The sequence below is a fragment of the Leucobacter sp. M11 genome, assembly GCF_035726885.1.
Taxonomy (GTDB): domain Bacteria; phylum Actinomycetota; class Actinomycetes; order Actinomycetales; family Microbacteriaceae; genus JAPFRB01.
Window position 1 is genome coordinate 1 of the sequence record NZ_JAPFRB010000004.1, and the last position, 20,463, is coordinate 20,463.

Here is a 20,463-nt window from a genome sequence, read left to right on the forward strand (position 1 = left end):
AAGCTAAGGCTCTCTGCGCCGATGGTACTGCACTCGGGAGGGTGTGGGAGAGTAGGTCACCGCCGGACTTCTTTTGAGGGTTGAGCCCCGTGGCAAGCATTCGTGTTTGCTGCGGGCTCCCCGTTTTTCACGGACGATGTGTCGTGGCGTTTTGCCCCGGCCCCTGAGGGGGTCGGGGCTTTTTGCGTTTCTGGGGCGGTGTGCCCGGGGGACGGGCTGGGTCGTCGAGAGCGCACGCACCGGCCCGGCTCGCACCCGCGGATGATTCCCGGGAACACGGGTCGGACCTGGGTGTTTTTCGCCCACGATGCCGAGTTCTATGGGCCCGCGGCAGGGTATACTGGTCGCTGGTGGGGCCGAGTCTGGCCCCGCGGTGATCGAACGGGATTGGGCGCGACGTCGTGCCGGGATCCGGCGGGGCAGGGGGAACTGCGCCGCGATCGATCGCCGGCGGCACGCGAACACCGGTGCGCGCATCGCCACTCCTGGGGGGAGTTCACGCAGAGGCGTAGCCCCGGCTACGCAGGAGGAGTTCAGCAGTTCATGTCGTCCCCCATCCCGACCGGTCGTCCCCGGGACACGGAGCTCACCGAGCGGGTCCTCACCGAGGTCGCCAAGCATATTCTCGGGGAGGGGCTGCCCTCGTTCCGCATCGAGACCATCGCGCAGCGCGCGCTCACCACGAAGCCGGCCATCTATCGCCGCTGGCCGAACCGCGCCGATCTCATCCTGGACTCCATCGGACGGATCCTGCCTCAGCAGTCGCCCCCGAGCAGCGGTGACCTGCTGACCGACCTGAAGCACTACGTCGTGCCGATCCAGGCGAGCGACACGCACGCCGGGGACGCGACCGCGACGAAGAACCTGATCTGCGCCGTGGTGAACCCCGAGATCCTGCCCAGCTACATGGAACGCTTCGGCAACGATCGCCGCCGCGTGGGCATGGAGTTGCTCCAGCACTGGATCGAGCAGGGGGCGCTGCCCGCGGATCTGGACCGCGGCCTGTTCCTCGACGCCCTGCTCGGACTCACCATGCACCGGAGCCTGATCGGCGGCGGGCTGGTGCACGACGCCGAGTACGATGCCCTCCTCGGCGCGCTGCGCGCGGCCCCGCCCCGCATTCGCCCGGCAGCTCGGGAATCCGCGCCAACGGCCTGATCCGCCGCCTGAGCGCCGGAGCCCCGGCGCAGGAGGCCGCCCGCACGCCCCTGCCGCCTCCGAGGCGTCGGTGAGAGCGCCGCGGCGGAGCACGAGGCCCGCTGCTGGGGCCCTCGCCCGGCGCTGCGCTCAGGTGCGCGGCGGGGCGGTGAGCTCCCCGCGCCGGCCGAGCAGCGACTTCACCTCGCGGGAGACCGCGAGCGCCCGGGCGCTCTGCGGGGACTTGGATCGGGTCGCGAGCACGATCCGCAGCTCGGGCAGGGGGTCCTGGAGCGCGAGGGCCACGGTACGGGTCCCCGCGTAGCTCAGATCGGTCGCGGGGCGCTGGTTGAGGATTGTGTAGCCGAGGCCGCGCGCGACGAGCGAGCGGGCCGTTTCGAAGTTCTCCGTGCGATACGCGATGTCGGGGGTCAGCCCCGCGTTCAGGAGCACGTTCAGGAAGTACTCGCGGCTGTGCTGCAGGTTGAGCAGGATGAGCCGATCGTTCGCGAAATCGCTCAGCTAGGCCATCTGCCGCTTAGCAAAGCGGTGCCGGGGTCCGACGAGGGCGTAGGGCGGGTCGGAGCGCAGCGGCTCCGTCGAGATCGAATCCACCTGCTGCACATCGTAGGTGACCGCGAGGTCGGCGCGGCCCGTCCGCAGGTCGGTCATGTTCGTCGCGAAGTCCCCCTCCAGGATCTCGACGCGCAAATCCGGGTAGCGCTGCTCGAGGCGGCTGAGCAGGGGCGGGAGCAGGAAGGGGCCGAGCGTGTCGAAGCAAGCGATCCTGGCGGTCCCCCGGATGTGGGATTGCCGGTCGCCGATCTGCTCGACCGTGCTGCTCAGCTGGTCGAAGATGTGCTGCGCGTCCTCGAGGAGCTGCATGCCCGCGGGAGTGAGCAGCAACCCCCGGGAATGCTGCCGGATAAACAGCTCGGTATTGATCTGCGTCTCCAGGTGCGAGATTGCCGCCGAGACGGCGGACTGTGCAACGTGCAAGCGCTGGCTTGCCTCGGTCATATTCAGCAAGCGTGCGCACTCGATGAAGTAGCTCAGTTGAATTAGCGTAAAGGGAAATCGAGTTGCCATGTGACTACCACCGGACTGTGCGTGGCGGCGGACTTCGCCGCCCCTCAGCGCCATCTTAGGGTGATTAATACGCAATACGCAAACATTGTGGGCGCTCTGTCTCCGCCATCGAGAGGCCTGGATCCCCTGTCGAGGCAGAAGAGCAGGCGGGATAGTCCGGGGGAAACGCGCGCCGGCCGGGCGAAACCGGGCTCGCGGACCGGCAGGTCCCCTGGCAACCCGCTGAACACCCCCCCTCGGAGACGACGACGCCCCAGCCCGGAACTCGGGCTGGGGCGTCGTCGTGCGTCGCGCTTAGGACAGGTACTCGGCGATGCCCTCCGGGGTGCGCTGGCTGCGCGACCAGGGGGCGCGCTCGCGGCGGCCGACGCGGCGGACGCGCTCGGTCTCCTCGCTGCGGGCCTGGGCGAGCACCGCGATAACCGCGGCCCGCTCGGTGTCCGTGGCGTTCTCGGTGACGAAGGCGAGGCCGTCGTCACTCAGAACGGCGTCAGCGGATTCGCCGGGCTCGTCTGCGGCTTCTGGGGTGGGGGTGGGTTCCGCGCTCACGGGGTCTGCCTTCGGATTGCCCGCCGTGGCGGGGGAACGGATGAGGGGGAGCGGCCGCCTACAGCGGGATGTTGCCGTGCTTCTTGGCGGGCTGCTCGGTGCGCTTGCCGCGCAGGCCACGCAGGGCCTTGATCACGGCGAGGCGGGTCCCGGCGGGCTCGAGCACGTTGTCGAGCTCGCCCCGCTCGGCCGCGAGGAACGGGCTCGCCACGTTGTACGTGTACGCGTCCGCGAGCTCCTTGCGCACGACGTCGAGGTCCTTGCCCTCGGCCTCGGCCTGCTTGAGCTCCTTGCGGTAGAGAATGTTCACGGCGCCCTGGCCGCCCATGACGGCGATCTCGGCGGTCGGCCACGCGATGTTGATGTCGGCCCCGAGCTGCTTGGAACCCATCACGATGTACGCGCCGCCGTAGGCCTTGCGGGTGATCACGGTCACGAGCGGCACGGTGGCCTCGGCGTAGGCGTAGAGCAGCTTCGCGCCGCGACGGATCACACCGGTCCACTCCTGGTCGGTGCCGGGGAGGTAACCGGGCACGTCCACGAGGGTCAGGATCGGGATCGAGAAGGCGTCGCAGAAGCGCACGAAGCGCGCGGCCTTCTCGCCAGCGTCGATGTTCAGGGTGCCGGCCATCTGGTTCGGCTGGTTCGCCACGATGCCGACCGTGCGGCCCTCGATGCGGCCGAAGCCGATCAGGATGTTCGGGGCGAACAGCGGCTGCACCTCGAGGAACTCACCCGAGTCGAGGATCGCCTCGATGATCGTGGTCATGTCGTAGGGCTGGTTCGGGCTGTCCGGGATGATCGTGTTCAGCTTGCGATCGGCGTCGGTGATCTCGAAGGCGGTGTCCGTGTCGTAGATCGGCAGCTCGGCCAGGTTGTTGTCCGGCAGGTAGCTGATGAGGGCACGGGCGTAGTCGAGCGCGTCGTCCTCGTCGCTGGCCAGGTAGTGCGAGACGCCGCTCGTCTGGTTGTGTGTGAGTGCGCCGCCGAGCTCCTCGAAGCCCACGTCCTCGCCCGTGACGGTCTTGATGACGTCGGGGCCGGTCACGAACATGTGGCTGGTCTTGTCGACCATGATCACGAAATCTGTCAGCGCGGGGGAGTACACCGCGCCGCCCGCAGCCGGGCCCATCACGATGGAGATCTGGGGGATGACGCCGGAGCACATGGTGTTCAGCCGGAAGATCTCGGCGTACTTGCCGAGGGCGACGACGCCCTCCTGGATGCGCGCCCCGCCCGAGTCGAGGATGCCGAGGACGGGCACGCCCGTCTTGAGCGCGAACTCCATGATCTTGATGATCTTCTCGCCCGCGACCTCGCCGAGGGAGCCGCCGAAGGTGGTGAAGTCCTGCGCGTAGACCGCGACCTGGCGGCCGTGGATCGTGCCCGCGCCGGTGACGACGGCGTCGCTGACGGGTCGGTTTGCGTCCATGCCGAAGGCGTGGGTGCGGTGCTTCACGTACTTGTCGAACTCCACGAAGGAGCCGGGGTCGAGCAGCGCGGTGATCCGCTCCCGGGCGGTCATCTTGCCCCGCGGGTGCTGCTTCGCCTGGGCGGCGGCGTCGCGCTCGGTGACCGCCTCCTGGTACTTGCGGCGGTGATCGGCGATCTTCGCGGCGGTCGTCGTCAGCGGAGCGGTGGCGGGGGCGTCAGGGGAAGGAGTCTCGGCAGTCACGAGTGCCAGCCTACCGGTGCGCGCACGCCGAATTCGCAAGAACTCCTCCAAAAGAACCGCAGAATCATCGGAGATACCCTGAGAAAACGGGCCCCCTCGGCGGAAAGCCGGGGAATCTCCCCACGGGCGGGCGCGTCAGGTCCTTTCTATGATGGGGGCATGACCTTCCCCCTGTCCCGTGCCGAGAGTCCCAACCTCATCTGGGTGCCCGAGTCCGCCTCCACGAACGCTGAGCTGCGTGAGCGGCACGCGCGCGAGCCGCTTCCCGCGGGCACCGTGCTCGCCACGGCGAAGCAGCCGGCCGGGCGCGGGCGGCTGGGGCGCGCGTGGGAGTTTCCCGAGGGGACCGCGATCGCGAGTTCCGTGCTCGTGAGCGGCCGCGGTCTCGGCGAATTGGGCATCGGCTGGACGCCGCTCCTGGCCGGCTCGGCGCTCGCGCGCGCGATGCGCCCGGAGCTGCCGGACGCGGAGGTCCGGGTGAAGTGGCCGAACGACGTCATGGTGGACGGGAAGAAGGTCTCCGGGATCCTGTGCGAGCTGCTGCCGGACGGCTCCGTGATCGTCGGGGCCGGGATCAATCTCTTTTTGCGCGGGGAGGAGCTGCCGACTGGGCGGGCGACCTCCCTCCTCGTCGCGGGCGGGGCGGGCGATGCCCCCTCCGCGGAGCCGCTCCGGGTTGAGGCGGGGCCGGGGCAGGCGATCGCGGACCGGATCCTCGCCCGGTACCTCGCGGAGCTGAGCGACCTTCTCGGGGGGCAGCGCTCGGCCGAAACGCTGCGCGGCATCGTGGCCGACGATTCCTGGACCCTGGGCTCCGAGGTGCGCGTGCTGCTGCCGGGCGGCGGCGAGGAGCGCGGCCGCGCGCTGCGGCTCGCCGCCGACGGCTCACTGGTCCTGGAACGCGCAGACGGATCGGGCTTGCTCACCGTGGCGGCAGGCGATGTGGAGCATTTGCGGTAAGAATAGGGGTATGGGAAACCGGAGGAGCCGAGCGGAGGTGCGCCAGGAGCGCATCGACGAGGCCCTCCGACCCGCAAGCGCCTCGCACCTGCGGCCCGAGGTCGTGGTCTTTCGGCTCCGTCGGCACGGGCGACGGCTCACCCTGCCCGTGCTTGCGCTCCTCGCACTCGCGGCGGCCGCTGGCTACTTCATCGGTTCCTTCCCGGAGGGCTGGCAGAACGTGCTCGCGATCTTCGGGGCGGCCGCGGCGCTCGTGCTCCTCGTCCTTTTCCCGTTGTTCGCCTGGCTCGCGCAGACGGACACGGTGACCACCCGGCGCATCATCGTGCGCCGTGGCTTCTTTGTGCGGCACCGCACGGAGACCTCGCTGGGGCGGATCCGCGAGGTGCGCTCCAAGCGCGGGCTCGTCCAGAGAATGTTCGGCTCGGGCACCATCGAGTTGCTCTCCGGCAGCGAGACGCCGCTCCGACTCGTTGATGTTCCCGGCTCCGACCTCGTGGTCGACGCGGTGCAGGAGCTGATCGAACGCAGCTACGCGAGCGATCGGGGCACCCAGACCGCCACGAGCACCCTCGGGGTGTACCGCCCCTCGGGCGCGCAGCCGTTCGACGCGGGCGCGGTGCTCGGCCAGCCCGACGACACGGGCGACACCACCCGCATCCGCTAGCGCCGCGGGTACGCCGCCGGGCCGTTCGCTTCGGCGCGCGGCGCGTTCCCGCCGTGGACGAGCGCACCCACGCTGCTGACGCCCGCGCAGGCGAGCATCATCGCGGCGCCCAGGCCCGCGAAGCCCAGGCTGGAGAGCGAACCGGTGATAGGCCCGAAGGGCGGCTTCGCGACCCGTGCCCAGCAGGCGAGGGCCGTGAGCGCGACGGCCGCGCGGTGATCCGGCGGCTCGGCTGCGGCCCCCCGGGCGGCGGCACTGCGCGGCTTTCGGAGACGGGAACGGCTGGGAGCACTCACCGGCCCAGGAAGCCGGATGCGGTCGGCGGTGACTTGCGCATCGCCTCGAATCGTATTAGACTGACTAGTCAGTACAAAGAATTCGACGCACATCGAGGGGCCCGCACCCCTCGGGAGGAGACGCAACGTGTCAGCCATCGTTCGAGCCGAGGATCTCGGCCTCGAGACCAAGCGCGGCCCCGTCTACGGGCCGGTCAGCTTCGCCTCGGACACCCCGATCACCGTGGTCGAGGGCGGCCCGGGCTCCGGGAAGACCGCCCTCCTGCTCACCCTCGCCGGACGCATGTCCCCGAGTGTGGGCACCGCCTGGACCCTGGGCGCAGAACTGCCCCGGCGGCAGCGCGCCGTCCAAAAGCGCACCGGCATCGCCGGATTTCACGACATCGACGACCTCGAGGACACCGCAACCGTCGCCGCCGCCCTCGCCGAACGTGCCGCCTGGGTGGGTCCCTGGTGGGCGCTCAGTCGCCGCTTCCACGAGGACGATGTCCGCGAGGCCCTCGTCCCCGTCTTCGGCGAGCCCGGCGCCGCAGGCGCCGTCGATCTCCCCGCCGGCGCGACCCTGATCCGCGACCTCAGCGAGCTCCAGGCCGTGCTCCTCCAGATCGCACTCGCGACCCTGGCCGAGCCGGAACTGCTCGTGCTCGACCGGATCGACCGGATCCAGGCGGATGCCGACCGCGCCGCCGCCTGGCGACGGCTCGCCGTCCTCGCCCGCCGCGGCACCCCGTGCCTCGTCTCGGTTGCCGACGCGCGACCGGCCGAACTCGACCCGCTCGGCGTCGCCTGGACGGCCATCCCCACTGCCCCAGCGGGCACCCCACACCACGCCGCACCGGACTCGGTCACCGAGCCGGTCAGCCTCGAGTCGCTGTTGGAGGCCTCGAACAAATGATGAATCTCTTTTCCTCCGGGACGGAGCTTAAGCGCTTCCGGACGGGCGTGCTGCCCAAGGCCGCCGTCGCCGTGCTGCTCTTTATCCCCCTCATCTACGGTGCTCTGTACCTCTGGGCCTTCTGGGCCCCCACGGACGAGCTGAAGCACCTCCCCGTCGCCCTCGTGAACGAGGACGTCGGCGCAGAACACGACGGCGAGCAGAAGCACGCCGGGCAGGACGTCGTCGACGAGCTCGTCGACCGGGGTGACCTGAAGTGGATCCCCACCGACGCGGAGGACGCCCGAAGCGGGGTCGCCGACGGCGAGTACTACTTCTCCGTGACGATCCCGGAGACCTTCTCCGAAGACGCGGTCTCCGTGGGCACCGAAACGCCCACCGCGGCGCAGGTGCGGGTCGACTACAACGACGCAAACAGCTTCCTCGCCACCACGCTCGGCAAGTCCGCCATGCAGCAGCTCAAGGGCGCCGTGACCGAGCAGGTCAGCGAGCAGACCGCGAGCACCCTCCTCGTGGGACTGAACGACGCGGGGGACGGCATCCGCACCGCAGCCGACGGCGCGGACACCCTGGCCGACGGCCTCGGCACCGCCCAGGAGGGCGCGAAAACGCTCACCGTGAAGCTCGGCGAACTCGTCGACGGGGCCACCAAGCTCGACGAGGGGGCCGGGGCGCTCAGCGCCGGAAGCGCCACCCTCGCCGACGGGCTCGGCCAGCTCTCCGGCGGAGCCGGAACCCTCGCCGGGAAGACCGGCGAACTCTCCGACGGGCTCACCCAGCTGCGGGGCGGGGCGAGCACCCTCGCCGGGAAGACCGGCGAGCTCTCGGACGGGCTCGGTCAGCTCACCGGCGGCGCGAACACGCTCGCCGGGAAGAGCGGCGAGCTCTCCTCCGGGCTCGGCCAGCTCTCCGAGGGCGCGAACACCCTCGCGGACAAGACCGGGCAGCTCAGCGCCGGGGTCAGCCAACTGCAGGCGCAGTACGGCGAGGCCGTGGCCGGCTCCGCCAAGATCGCTGGCGGCACCAGCGAGCTCGTGACCGGCCTGCAGAGCGGGGCCAGCGGCGCCGCGCAGGTCGCCGACGGGGCCACCGCGCTCCGCGACGGGGCCCAGGCCCTCGAGGGCGGGGCCGGGCAGGTCGCCGCCGGCACCGCGGGCGTGAGCCAGGGGCTCGCCGAGCTCGTCGAGGCCGCCCAGGCGAACCCCGACGCCACCGTTGACTCCCTCCTCGGGCAGCTGCAGGCGCTGCAGGCCGTGGCCGCGCAAACCGCCGACGGCGCGCAGCAGTTCAGCGGCGGCGTGAGCCAGCTCTCGAGCGGGGCCGCCGCCACCGCCGAGGGGGCCACCGCGCTCAGCGGGGCACTCAACGCCGGAGCCGAGAACGCGGGCACCCTGAACGCGGGGGCCAAACAGCTCTCCGAGCAGCTGGCCGCCGGGGCCCCCAGCGTCGACGCGCTCAACGCCGGGGCCGGACAGCTCAGCGCCGGGATCCAGCAGCTCGCCGGGAAGACCGGGGACGCCGCAGCGGGCTCCGCGCAGCTGGCCGAGGGCGCGGGGACCCTCGCCGAGAAGAGCGGCGTCGCCGCGGCGGGGTCGACCCAGCTGGCCGAGGGCGCGGGCACCCTCGCCGAGAAGACCGGCGTGGCCGCCGACGGCTCCGCGCAGCTGGCGGAGGGCGCTGGCACCCTCGCCGCCAAGAGCGGCGAGGCCGCCACCGGCGCGCACACCCTCGCCGAGGGCGCGGGCACCCTGGCCGGGGGAACCGCCACCCTCGCCGACGGCAGCGGCAAGCTCGCCGAGGGCGCGGGCACCCTCACGGAGGGCGCAGCGAAGCTCTCGGACGGGGCCAACACCCTCGCGGGCAAGCTCACCGAGGGCGGCGAGAAGATCCCCGCCATGTCCGAGCACCAGCTCGACGACAAGGCCGTGGTGATGGGCGAGCCGATCACGATCGACGAGCACAACGCGAACGACGCGGGAAGCTTCGGAGCGGGCTTCGCGCCCTTCTTCATTGCCCTCGCCACCTTCGTGGGCGCGCTCATCAGCTGGCTCATCCTCCGGGCGTTGCCGACGCGGGCGCTCGCCGCGGGCACCAGCGGCTTCCGGGCCGTCATGACGGGGTTCCTGCCCGCGATGGCGATCGGCCTCGGCCAGGTCATCATCATGATGCTGGTCCTGGTCTACGGCATCGGGCTGGAGCCCAAGTACTGGGTCGCCACGAGCGCCTTCATCTACCTGGTGACGCTCGCCTTCCTCGCCCTGCAACAGATGTTCATCGTCGTGCTCGGGGCGGCCGCGGGCCGCGTCGTCAGCCTGGTGCTGCTCATGCTGCAGCTCAGCTCCTCCGGCGGCACCTATCCCGTGGAGACCACGCCCGGATTCTTCCAGGCGCTGCACCCGTGGATGCCCGCCTCCTACGTGGTGTCGGGGCTGCGTGAGCTGATCTCCGGCGGCGTGGACTCCCGGCTCTGGGTCTCCATCGCCGTGATGGCCGGGATCCTCGTGGTCTCGCTCGTCATCAGCTCCGTGAGCGCGGGCAAGCAGCGGGTCTGGTCGATGAAGCGCCTGTACCCTGAACTGGTGATCTAAGTTCCCGGTGCCGCCCTCGCGGGCGGCACCGGGCTCACCCCCACGATCTTCCCTCCGCTCACCGAAAGAGGAACCGCCATGACCCGCTCAACGCCCACGAAGCGCGCGATTCTCGACGCCGCGCTCGAGCTCGCCTCGGTGCGGGGCATCTCCGGCACCTCGATGGACGACGTCGCGCAGACCGCGGGCGTGGCCAAGGGGAGCCTCTATTACAACTTTTCCTCCAAGGACCGGCTCTTCGAGGCGCTCCTGGAGGAGGGCGTGACCGCGCTCGCCGACCGGCTCCGCGAGCGGCGGGGGACGCTCACCGGCGCGGACGCCCTCCGGGCCCTGATCGATGCCCTGATCGAGCTGATGCAGGAGAACGTGGCCTTCGCGAAGCTGATGGCCGCGGAGATGTTCCGCACCGACCGCAGCTGGCAGGAGTCCTTCTCCGCCCTGCGCCGTGAGGTGCTCGGCCTCTTCGCCGAGGTCCTCGCCGACCTCGACAGCGCCCCGCGGAGCACCCTCGTGCGCGCCTCCGCGGTCTTCGGCGCGGTGCTCCTCGCCGGGCTCGAGTGGATGGTCTTCGAGCCGGAGCTCCCGCGCACCCACGTTGTCGAGGAGATCTACCGCTCCGTCGCCTGACGCCCCGGTCCGTGTGACTCCGGCACGGGTGCTGCCCGCGTGGCTGGGGGGCAGAGGGCAGCCCGCGCCGAGGCGCGGGCTCCCTTTCTGCGTGCCTCCGGGGTTAGAGCTTCGGCCCCCAGGTGAACACCGGCTGCTCGCCCGCGAAGAACGCGGCCCGACCCGCAACGAGATCCGGGTTCTCCAACATGCCTGCCCAGGTCTCTTCCCAGTCCCGCCGATGCGCATCCGTCTGCTCGGCTCCGGCATCGATGAGCCGCTTGCTGTGGTGGACGGTGTACTGGGATCGTTGCGCGATCCGCTCGAGAAACGAGGTTGTCCAAGCCTCGAAGTCGGACGCGGGGATCACGGTGGTGACCAGGCCCCAGCGCTCGGCGTCCCACGGAGCGATCCGGTCCGAGCTGAACAGTAAATACTTCGCCCGGTGTGCCCCAACCTGCTCGACCAAACGCTCAAGGCCGCGTTGCGGATACAGCAGCCCCAGTTTGGAGGGGGTGAGGGCGAGGTGTGCATCCTCCGAACAGATCACGAGGTCACAGGAACTCGCAAGCTGCCAGCCCCCTCCCATGCAGACCCCCTGCACCAGTGCAACGGTCGGCTTGCTCACCTGGCCGATGACGCTATCGAGGAGGCTGAGGTGATCCGTGCGGTGGGAACCCGTCGCTTGGTCGTCGAGGACGGTCTCGACCTCGTGGATGTCAGCTCCGGCGCAGAAATCCGGTCCGGAACCGCGCAGGGCGATGACCTTGACCTCCGGGAGGCGATCGAGCCGTCGAAACTGCTCGGCGAGGGAGAGGCAGAGCTCTTTCGTGAGCGCGTTCTTTTTTTCGGGTCGCTGAATATGAATGGTGCCGACGCTGTTGCTGATGGACACCGTGCACAGCTGCGGGTCGAATGACGGCGCGTTCACGAAGAAACCTCCAGGCTGGATGCTGATTGATAGAGATCGCCGGACGCGAGAAGCGCTTCGATTTCTTCCTGAGAGTACCCCAGGTCAGCGAGCACTCGAGAGCTGTCACTGCCCAGGGCGGGAGGAGCCAGCGCGACCCCTGTGGGCGTGCCGTCGACGGAGAGCGGCCCCCGCAAGAGACGAAGCGGAGTGCCGTCCGCTCGGGTGACCTCGTGAATCATCGACAGAGCTTCGGTGTGCGGGTGGGCGACGATCTGCGCGTAATTGAGGATGGCCCCGCAGGGGATTCCTGCATCGTTGAGCCGGTTGATCCAGAACTCCGCGGCTTCTTCGAGGAGGCGCTCCTGCAAGCTTTCCTTGAGTGCTGAGCGGTGTTCATTTCTGCTCCGGGAGGTTGCGTACCGGGGATCTTCGAATACCTCAGGGAGCTCAACAACGTCCGCAAAAGCGCGCCAGTGCGCGTCGGTCGTGACTGCGATCACCAGGGGTTCGCTCGCCGTGGCGAACACTCCGTACGGAGCGATTGAGGGGTGATCGTTCCCCATCGGTCCGGAGACCACGCCATTGGTGATCGCGTTTTGGCTCTGGTAAAGGGAAAGGCTGAGCGCCGTTTCGAACAGTGAGGTGGAAACCCGGCTCGGGCCCTGGTCGCGCTCCCGCCCGAGGAGGGCACCGAGCAAGCCGACCGCCGCGGTCATGCCGCTGGCCAGATCGACAATCGAGAGACCGACCCGATACCCGACCGAACCAACGGGCCCGGTAACCGAGGTGATGCCGGTAACAGCCTGCATGATCTGATCGAGCCCGGGCAGGTGGCTGAGCGGCCCGGTTTCTCCGAAGCCGCTGACCGAGGCCACGACGAGGCGGGGGTTGAGGGCGCGGAGTCGGTCGGCGTCGTATCCCATCTTGTCGAGGGTGCCCGGCTTGAAATTTTCCACGAGGCCGTCCGCGGTTTGAATCAACTGATCCAGGATCTGCTTCCCTTCCTCGCTGTAAAGGTTGACCGCGACAGAGCGTTTATTTCGGTTGATGGAGTCGTGGTACAGGCTGTGGTTCTGGTCGAAGGGGGCCCAGGATCGGGAAGGGTCTCCGCCCGTGACCGATTCGATCTTGATGATCTCTGCGCCGAGATCCGCGAGGAGCGTGGTGCAATAGGGTCCGGCCAGGGCCCTGCTGAGATCGACGATCCGAAATCCGGTGAGCGGGCCGGGCTGGGTCGTTGCACCGAAACCTGAGTTGGGGCGTCGAGTGCTCTCGGAGTGCTGAGTACTGTGCATTGCTGATTGCCTTTCGAAACGGTTAGAGCGAGAACGGGAAGACGAGGAGTCCGATCAAGAGCGCGGGCCCCACAACGACCATGGACAGCCCCCAACGCATCAGGAGTTGGTTCATTCGTGGACGTTCGGCCTCGTCAACCGAGGCGACGAGGGTCGCCCCCGCCGTGGAGAATGGAGAGACATCCACGATGGAGGAGCACACGCCGAGAGCCGCGATCACGGCCCACCCGGCGATATCCCCGGAAGAAACCAGCGGAATTGCCAGGGGAACGAGCGCGGCAAGAATCCCCGTCGTCGAGGCGAACGCTGAGATCAGGCCGCCCATGAGGCACAGAATGAACGCGGCTACGAGCGGCGAGCCGATTCTGCTCGCGGCCTCGCCGAGCAGGGTCACCGCGCCCATGGTCTCCAGCACCCCGACGAAGGTGATGATTCCGCCGACCATGAGCACCGTGGACCAGTCGACTTTGCCCACCGCGGTTTTTCCGGTGTTGGGGTCGAGTATGGTCAGCAGCGTTGCAAAGGACAGGCAGAGCACCCCAATGTCCGGGCTGAGATCGAGGACCGACAGCGCCACGACGCTCGCGATGAGGCCGAGGATGCACAGCACCGTCAAGCGTTGCATTGCGGTGAACTTTTCGGCGAGCTGCGGAACGGCGACCCGCTCAGCGGTCAGGGTTCCCGTGCCGGACGGTGACCGTTGGGCGCTATTCGACGCGGTGACGGGGGCCTCAGGGCCCGCGTCGAAGCCCGATTGCTCGGGGAAGGAAGTCGGGCTCCCTCCGTTGCGAGCGCCAACCGCGCGCCTGCGTGCGGACCGGAAACCGCCGAACAGCACGTAGGCGAACGCGAGGAGGAGAAGATTCACCGCCACGGCGATGCCAAACAGGAGCATGGGGTCGAGGGGAATATCTACGGAGTGCGCCGTGCCGTAGGTGACAATTCCGAACAGGCTGGTGGGCGCGAATGCTCCGGCGCTCAGACCGGAACCGATAGCGAGGCCCATCAACATGCGGTCCACACCGTATTGCTTCGCCAACGGCATCCCGATGGGGGCCATGACCAGGCCAGCGATCGGGGAGCCCATCGCGGAGACTCCGCCGGTGAGGAAAAAGAATGCCAGCGGCAGGACCGAAGCTCGGTTCCCCACGATGCGGATCGCGCCGTGGATCAGGCGGTCGATCGTGCCGTTTGCCTGAGCGATCCCGAAGAAATAGGTCACCCCGACAAGGAGCACCAGGATCGAAACCGGGAAGCCGGAGAGGACCTCGGGCAGGCCCATGTTGCCGAGCCAGAGGCCGACCGCCGCAGCCGTGGCGATCATGATCACCCCCAGGTGGACCTTTCGCAGAGTTGCGAGAACAAACACCCCGGTAAAGACGAGTAGCGCTGTGATTTGGGCCGCCATTGGCCTTCCTTTCGGCTATGTGATCGGGAATTACCCGAAAAGTCTCCCCCCGCTGGTTTAACCAATGAACCGTCGGTTCATTTTGTTCCGAGTAAACCTACCCATGCTCTTGGGGCTCGTCAAGGCATGAAGGCGCGAAGATGGGGGTTATGAGTACCCAGAGTGTTGTTACTGCGATCCGTGTCCTGGAGACGGTGTCAGAGTTCCAGCCGATCGGGCTGTCCGAGTTGGCCCGCCGTCTTGAAGCCTCAAAGGCGACCGTGTTTCGAGCGCTCACGACCCTGGAAACGCTGAGCTGGGTGGTTCAGGGTGAGGGCGGTGGGCTCGGGACGGATTGGTCGCTGACCCCGCACGCATACTCCGTGGCGGTTCGCGGGGGCGCGATGCGAAGTCTGCGCGATGCCGCGCTTGGCCCCATGAGCGCACTGCAGCTGAAGAGTACCGAAACGGTCCACCTCGCCGTTCCGGACGGCGATGCGCTCGTGCTCGCCGAGCGTATCGACACCTCCCACGCGTTGCGGGCGTTCCTCGCGCTGGGGAGCCGGGTCCCACTGCACGCTTCGGCGACCGGGCTTGCGTTTCTGAGCGCAAGCACCGACCGGGTCGTGGAGCGTTACCTGGGTGGCGCGCTGGAGCGGGTGAGTCCTCGGACGATTACTGACCCGGAGCGACTCTGGGACGAAATTCGCATTATTCGAGGTCGTGGCTTTGCCATCAATGAGGAGGGCATGAGTGAGGGCATCACCTCGGTCGGCGCTCCAATCGTGAATCAAAGCGGAGTGCCCATGGCCTGCGTGTCGATTTCCGGCCCCTCGAGTCGGGTGACCCCGGACCGATTTGTCACCGCGGGGGAGGCGGTGCGGGCGACTGCCAAGGAAATTGCGTTGCGTATTGAAGCGCAGTGGACGCCGGGCACCTAGGCCTCGAGCCTGCCACCCCTTGCCCCGGCAAGGGGCCCGCCCTTGACAAATAATGAATCAATATTCATTATTGAATGAACATTCACGATGGGGTGGGTTCCCGAGGAGGCCGGGTGAGTTCAAACGATGAAGTTCGGGAGCAGAAAGCCACTCGGCCGAGCCCCAGGGTGCTCGCGAGGCAGCTCGACGCGAGAAAGCGAATTCTCGAGGCGGCTCGGGGGGTCATCGGGGACCTCGGCTTCGCCGGCGCCCAAGTCGCCACTGTCGCGGACATCGCGGGGGTCGCCACCGGCACGATCTACCGCCACTTCACCTCGAAAGCGGAGTTGTTCTCCGAAGTGCTCAGAGCGGTGTGTGAGCGAGAGCTCGACGTCGTCCGAGCGATTGCCGCTGAGGAGGGCCGTACGGCAGCCGAGCGACTCCACGACGCGGTGTTCACCTTTGTCGCTCGAGCGCTTCAGAGCGGTGACCTCGCCTACGCCGTGATCGTGGAACCGATGGACTCCGAAGTTGATCACGTCAGGTTAGCGGCCAGGCGAGGCCTTGCTGACGCATTCGCTGCGTTGATCCGAGAGGGAATCAGCGCTGGGGAGTATCCGGAACAGAACGCGGAGCTTCGTGGCGCAGCGGTCGTTGGTGCGTTCTTGGAAGGGGTCGTTCACCCCCTCGAACAATCCCTGTTGACGTTGGCCGAACGAGAGGAGGTCGGAGAGGAAATCGCGCAGTTTTGCGTTGCCGCGCTCACAAAGCGAGCGTGATCATCGCGGGGGACTCAAGCTGGGGAATCAGGATCAAGAGGATCGAAGACCAGAGAAAGAGAAACCTCATGCACGCTCCAGAAATTTTAGAAACCGCGGGAGAGCTCGACTTTTCCCAGCAGCGTCCGGTCCCGGTAGAGAACCTGATCCCGGACCTCGTCGACGTAAACGCCTTCCGGGGAGACGCAATCGCTTCCGATGTGATCGCCCATCGTGCTCCGTGGGCGAAAGAGCGAGCGGTCCGGCTGGGAGGTCAGGTCTGGGACCCGACCGTGCTCCGGGCGGCGGACGACGCTCAGCGGTACATCCCGGAACTGCGGACGTTGGACAGACTGGGGAACGAAGTGTTCGACGTGAAGTTTCACCCGAGCTATCACCAGCTGATGTCCTGGGGGTTCGGCGCCGGTGTCCACTCCCTTGGCTGGACCGCTGAACAGCCCGGAGGACACTCGGCACGCGCGGTGCTCTCGTACCTCTGGAACCAGATTGACGGGTCAACCGCCTGCCCAACGGGGATGGCGTACGCGTCAATCCCTGTGCTTCGGAGCCTGCCCGAACTCTCGGGATGGGCAGCAGCCGTGTCGACGGAGGGCTATGACCCACGGGATCTTCCCATCCAGGAAAAGACCGCCGCGACGATCGGTTACTTCATGACCGAGAAGCAGGGCGGTTCTGATCTCCGCGCGAATGTGACCGTTGCGCGGCCAATGAACACGCGAGGGCCTGGGGAGACATACCTGCTCAACGGTCATAAGTGGTTCGCTTCCGTACCGATGTCGGATGGTTTCCTCACGGTTGCGCAAACGCTTGCTGGCGTTTCCTGCTTTCTCGTGCCCCGACGGCTGCCAGACGGAGAGCTGAACCATTTCACGATAAACCGGCTCAAGGACAAGCTGGGGAACCGCGCAAATGCGTCATCCGAAATTGAATATCACGGGGCGCACGCGATCCTGATCGGGGAGGAAGGGCGAGGCATCAAAACAATCCTGTCTTCGGCCGAGTACACGCGTCTCGATTTCGCCATCGGCTCGGCGGGCCTCATGCGGGCCGCGCTCTCCCAAGCGATGCACTTCAACGATCGACGTGAGACCTTCGGCGTCGTGCTTTCCGAGAACCCCATTCAGTCGGCGGTCCTCGCTGATCTCGCCCTGGAGTGGGCAGGTGCCTCGGTGCTCGGTTTCGCAGTTGCGGCAGCAGAGGACCACCAGGACCAAGAGGCTGAGCGTCTCTTCTCAAGGCTCATGACACCGGTCGCAAAATATTGGAACTGTCGGCGGGCCCCCGGAGTCGTGGAAGAAGCGATTCAGTCGATCGGAGGAAATGCGTTCATCGAGGAGCACCCACTCCCCAGGTATTACCGGGAGGCACCGCTCAACTCCATCTGGGAGGGTACTTCCAACATGATGGTGATGGACGTTACGAGAGTGCTGACGCGGCAGCCGGAGGCATTCCGGATCGTGCAAGAGCGTCTTCAAACCGGCGCTCTGGCGCACACAGCGGTCGCCGGAGCCCTCGCGGAGCTGGCCCTCCTTGCGCAACGCCCCGAAGAGATTTCCCGATACTTTGTGACTCGGCTCGCCCTGGTTGCGCAGGCAGTGCTCCTGCTGGAATCTGCTCCAACGGAGGTCGCGGAAGCGTTCATTGCGACGCGGTTGCGTTCGGGGTGGGGGCCCGGATACGGATCAATTCGGGGGGTGGACAATGCCCGAATTCTTGAGTTTGCTCGGATCTGAGCCTGCCAGGGCTCGGGTGGATGACAGCCCCCTTTCTCCGCTCGCGTTCCTGCATCGATCCTCGCTCGTGTTCCCTGAGAAGGTGGCGCTGGAGTATGAGGGGACCACCTGGACCTATCGTCAGTTCCGCCGGGAAGTTGAGGACCGGGCAGCCCTCTTTCGACAGATCGGTGTCACTGCGGGAGACCGGGTCGCCTACATGATGCCGAACCTGCCTGAGATGCTCTTCGCCCACTACGCGGTTCCGCTCGTGGGCGCTGTGTTAGTGCCCATCAACACCAGGCTGGGGCAAGACGAGGTTCAATACATCCTGAACCACAGCGGTTCGAGCGTGCTGGTTGCCGACGCGGAATACAGCTCTGTGATTGCGCCGATTCGAGCAACGCTCAGCAGCGTCCACACCGTCTACGTCTGCGAGGACGAACACGCGGCTGCGACCGCAACCGGAATCAGCTGGGGTGAGCGGTTGCACGAGGCCATCGCCGCCGGAGTCGAGGGCGACCGAAGCTTCCGGTGGTCGCCCGACGACGAACGTCGACCCATCTCTATCAACTACACCTCGGGCACGACCGGGAAGCCAAAGGGGGTGGTCTATACCCACCGCGGTGCGTATCTGAACGCGCTCGCAGAGGTGTTGCACTCGCGATTCACTGCTGAGTCCGTGTACCTCTGGACCCTCCCAATGTTTCACTGCAACGGGTGGTGCACGACGTGGGCCCTCGTCGCCGTCGGCGGCCGACAGGTCTGTTTGCGTGCCGTGCGAGGCGACAGGATTTGGGGTCTGATCGATGCGTGCGGCGTGACGCACCTGAATGGGGCCCCGCCGGTCGTGACCACAATCCGGGATTCGAACCGCGCCCACGAGCTTTCTGCGCCAATCGTGATTACGAGCGGCGGTGCGCCGATCAGCCCCACGGTGTTGCAGGAGATGGAATCTCTCGGGTTCCTGATGCTGCACATTTACGGACTGACCGAGACCTACGGGCCGATCTCTGTCTGTGAGCCACAGGATCGGTGGGCGGAACTGTCCCCCGGGGACCTTGCCGCGGTCCGATCTCGCCAAGGGGTGCAGATGATTCCCGCTGATCGACTGCGGGTCGTCACAGGGACAGCCCGGAAAACCCAGACCTCCTCGATGTCCCGCCCGACGGTGAGACGATTGGCGAGATTGTCATGCGCGGAAACACCGTCATGAGTGGGTACTACCGAGACGATGAGGCCACCAGAAAGGCCTTCACGGGTGGGTGGTTTCACTCGGGAGATCTCGGCGTGATGCACCCAGACGGCTACATTGAGCTCCGGGACCGGGCGAAGGACATCATTATTTCTGGCGGGGAGAATATCTCCACGATTGAGCTGGAGCACGCCATTGCTTCCCACCCGGATGTGCTCGAGGTGGCTGTCATCGGTGTGCCGGATGAGCGCTGGGGCGAACGGCCGAAGGCCTTCGTCAAGCCTCGGCTCGGACACGTTCTCAAAGCGGAGGACGTGCTGGCTCACCTCTCGAATCGAATCGCAAAATTCAAAATTCCGGATGAGGTCGACATCCTGGAGGATCTCCCGAAAACTGCGACGGGGAAAATCCAAAAATTTATCCTTCGGCGACCCCAGCTCGCCGCCAAGACCGGGAAATAAGGGTGGGCCGGCGCCCGCCGGTCCGAGAGTGATCGGGGCGGGGCAGCCACGCTGGGCGGCGGAGCCTGCCGAGGCTCGGTTCGGCCTGCCGTCGTGCGGCCCGTATCGATGCCCGGGCGTGAGCCTGTCGCGCTGACCGTGCAGGTGCTGCCGATAGCCCCCAGAGTGAAAATGAGGTGTGACAATGATGTCTCAACGCATGGTGACCGAGCCCCCAGCCAGCCGCGCCGTGATGCGACGGGTTTCCACGGCAAGCGCAGTCGGAACGACGATCGAGTTTTATGATTTTATGATTTATGGCACCGCGGCTGCGCTGGTGTTCCCGACGGTGTTCTTCCCGGTTTTGGGAGACGCTGCCGGCACCGTCGCTTCGTTCGCGACCTTTGCGGTGGCCTTCATCGCCCGACCCCTCGGGGCGCTCATCTTTGGGCACTTCGGGGACCGAATCGGACGGAAACGAACGCTGATCACAACGCTGCTTCTCATGGGCATCGCGACGGTACTCATCGGATCGCTCCCCAGCGCCGAAACGATCGGAATCCTAGCCCCGATCGCGTTGGTCGCGCTTCGAGTCTGCCAGGGTCTGGCGGTCGGGGGAGAGTGGGCTGGGGCGTCGTTGCTGACAGCAGAATACGCTCCGCCTCATCTCCGGGGGCGCTACGGAGTGTTCCCGCAACTGGGGGCACCCCTGGGCTTCGGCTTTGCCAGTGCCACGTTTCTTCTCGTGAATGTTTTCGTCGGCGAAACCTCTGACGCGTTCCTTTCGTGGGGGTGGCGCGTGCCCTTCCTCGCGAGCGCGTTGTTGGTGCTCATCGGTTTGTATGTGCGACTGCGGGTTGAAGAGACACCGATCTTTGCTCAACAGCAGCGGGAGCCTCGCGGTGAGCGGACAGGATCCCCGATGATTTCGGTGTTTCGGGAGCAGCCGCGTGAGCTGTTGCTCGCTGCGGGCACGATGTCAATGCTCTTTGCCTTCTTCTACCTGGGTACCGCATTCCTGACCTCATACGGGACGTCGTCGATGGGCTTGTCCCGGGCGACGGTCCTGTCGCTCGGGATCGTCGGAGCGCTGGTGTTCACGCTCTCGGTGATTATCTCGGGGACGATTTCGGATCGCTTCGGGAGGCGAAAAGTGGTGATGGCCTCTTGTGTGGTGTCCATTCCCTGGGCCCTCGTCTTGTTCCCCATCCTGGATGTCGGAACCGGGTGGGCGTTTCTCTTTGGCCTGTCCGGCACCCTGGCGATCATGGGCTTCTCTTATGGCCCGGCGGGGTCCTTCCTGCCGGAGATGTTTCATACGAAGTACCGGTACACTGGCGCCGGGACCTCGTATTCACTC

General features: G+C 67.0%; 17 protein-coding genes and 1 pseudogene. 12 read left to right on the forward strand and 6 right to left on the reverse strand.

All coding sequences use genetic code 11. The features are described 5' to 3' along the window. Positions 1-543: 543 nt before the first annotated feature. The gene (locus OOT08_RS11980) at positions 544-1,158 is read left to right on the forward strand and encodes a TetR-like C-terminal domain-containing protein (protein WP_325092939.1); all 615 of its coding nucleotides are present in this window, start codon (positions 544-546) and stop codon (positions 1,156-1,158) included. Between the two features lie 129 nt (positions 1,159-1,287). Here the strand turns inward: OOT08_RS11980 and OOT08_RS11985 are convergent. The 3 genes and pseudogenes from OOT08_RS11985 to OOT08_RS11995 form a co-directional block, all read right to left on the reverse strand. Then, positions 1,288-2,280 (reverse strand): annotated as a pseudogene (locus tag OOT08_RS11985) (LysR family transcriptional regulator). A gap of 240 nt (positions 2,281-2,520) precedes the next feature. Next, entirely contained in the window at positions 2,521-2,775 is a 255-nt protein-coding gene (locus OOT08_RS11990) for a hypothetical protein (protein WP_325092941.1), read from the reverse strand. A gap of 58 nt (positions 2,776-2,833) precedes the next feature. Then, complete coding sequence (locus OOT08_RS11995) at positions 2,834-4,450, reverse strand: acyl-CoA carboxylase subunit beta (RefSeq protein ID WP_325092943.1); 1,617 nt, start codon at positions 4,448-4,450, stop codon at positions 2,834-2,836. Between the two features lie 159 nt (positions 4,451-4,609). Here OOT08_RS11995 and OOT08_RS12000 point away from each other — a divergent pair, with 159 nt between their 5' ends. The 5 genes from OOT08_RS12000 (at position 4,610) to OOT08_RS12020 (ending at position 10,483) form a co-directional block, all read left to right on the forward strand. Further along, complete coding sequence (locus OOT08_RS12000; protein ID WP_325092945.1) at positions 4,610-5,410, forward strand: biotin--[acetyl-CoA-carboxylase] ligase; 801 nt, start codon at positions 4,610-4,612, stop codon at positions 5,408-5,410. A gap of 10 nt (positions 5,411-5,420) precedes the next feature. Continuing rightward, on the forward strand, positions 5,421-6,077 hold the full coding sequence (locus tag OOT08_RS12005; RefSeq protein WP_325092946.1) for a PH domain-containing protein: 657 nt from the start codon (positions 5,421-5,423) through the stop codon (positions 6,075-6,077). A 423-nt stretch (positions 6,078-6,500) separates the two neighbouring features. Continuing rightward, positions 6,501-7,268, forward strand: coding sequence for an ATP-binding cassette domain-containing protein (locus OOT08_RS12010; protein ID WP_325092948.1), 768 nt, complete (start codon positions 6,501-6,503; stop codon positions 7,266-7,268). Beyond that, on the forward strand, positions 7,265-9,856 hold the full coding sequence (locus OOT08_RS12015) for a YhgE/Pip domain-containing protein (RefSeq protein WP_325092949.1): 2,592 nt from the start codon (positions 7,265-7,267) through the stop codon (positions 9,854-9,856). The genes OOT08_RS12010 and OOT08_RS12015 overlap by 4 nt, the downstream gene beginning before the upstream one ends. A 78-nt stretch (positions 9,857-9,934) precedes the next feature. Further along, entirely contained in the window at positions 9,935-10,483 is a 549-nt protein-coding gene (locus tag OOT08_RS12020) for a TetR/AcrR family transcriptional regulator (RefSeq protein WP_325092950.1), read from the forward strand. Between the two features lie 103 nt (positions 10,484-10,586). Here the strand turns inward: OOT08_RS12020 and OOT08_RS12025 are convergent, their stop codons facing one another. Genes OOT08_RS12025 through OOT08_RS12035 form a run of 3 tightly spaced genes read right to left on the reverse strand, consistent with a single transcriptional unit; the run spans position 10,587 to position 14,078 of the window. Further along, positions 10,587-11,393 carry an enoyl-CoA hydratase/isomerase family protein gene (locus tag OOT08_RS12025; protein WP_325092951.1) on the reverse strand — a complete coding sequence of 269 codons (807 nt, stop codon included), beginning with the start codon at positions 11,391-11,393 and terminating at the stop codon, positions 10,587-10,589. Beyond that, on the reverse strand, positions 11,390-12,670 hold the full coding sequence (locus OOT08_RS12030; protein ID WP_325092952.1) for a CaiB/BaiF CoA transferase family protein: 1,281 nt from the start codon (positions 12,668-12,670) through the stop codon (positions 11,390-11,392). The genes OOT08_RS12025 and OOT08_RS12030 overlap by 4 nt, the downstream gene beginning before the upstream one ends. Before the next feature lie 22 nt (positions 12,671-12,692). Continuing rightward, on the reverse strand, positions 12,693-14,078 hold the full coding sequence (locus tag OOT08_RS12035; protein WP_325092953.1) for an SLC13 family permease: 1,386 nt from the start codon (positions 14,076-14,078) through the stop codon (positions 12,693-12,695). Between the two features lie 149 nt (positions 14,079-14,227). On the opposite strand from OOT08_RS12035, the gene OOT08_RS12040 reads away from it, so the two are divergent. From OOT08_RS12040 to OOT08_RS12065, 6 genes are all read left to right on the forward strand, one after another. Next, the gene (locus OOT08_RS12040) at positions 14,228-14,998 is read left to right on the forward strand and encodes an IclR family transcriptional regulator (RefSeq protein ID WP_325092954.1); all 771 of its coding nucleotides are present in this window, start codon (positions 14,228-14,230) and stop codon (positions 14,996-14,998) included. A gap of 113 nt (positions 14,999-15,111) precedes the next feature. Next, positions 15,112-15,756 carry a TetR/AcrR family transcriptional regulator gene (locus OOT08_RS12045; protein WP_325092955.1) on the forward strand — a complete coding sequence of 215 codons (645 nt, stop codon included), beginning with the start codon at positions 15,112-15,114 and terminating at the stop codon, positions 15,754-15,756. Further along, complete coding sequence (locus OOT08_RS12050; protein WP_325092956.1) at positions 15,753-17,489, forward strand: acyl-CoA dehydrogenase family protein; 1,737 nt, start codon at positions 15,753-15,755, stop codon at positions 17,487-17,489. Before OOT08_RS12045 ends, OOT08_RS12050 begins: the two co-directional genes overlap by 4 nt. After that, positions 17,458-18,684: an AMP-binding protein gene (locus OOT08_RS12055; protein WP_325092957.1), complete on the forward strand. Its 1,227-nt coding sequence runs from the start codon at positions 17,458-17,460 to the stop codon at positions 18,682-18,684. Before OOT08_RS12050 ends, OOT08_RS12055 begins: the two co-directional genes overlap by 32 nt. A 77-nt stretch (positions 18,685-18,761) precedes the next feature. After that, positions 18,762-19,124, forward strand: coding sequence for an AMP-binding enzyme (locus tag OOT08_RS12060; protein WP_325093644.1), 363 nt, complete (start codon positions 18,762-18,764; stop codon positions 19,122-19,124). Positions 19,125-19,308: 184 nt separating this feature from the next. Next, the coding region (locus OOT08_RS12065) for an MFS transporter (protein ID WP_325092958.1) at positions 19,309-20,463 on the forward strand (1,155 nt) is incomplete at its 3' end.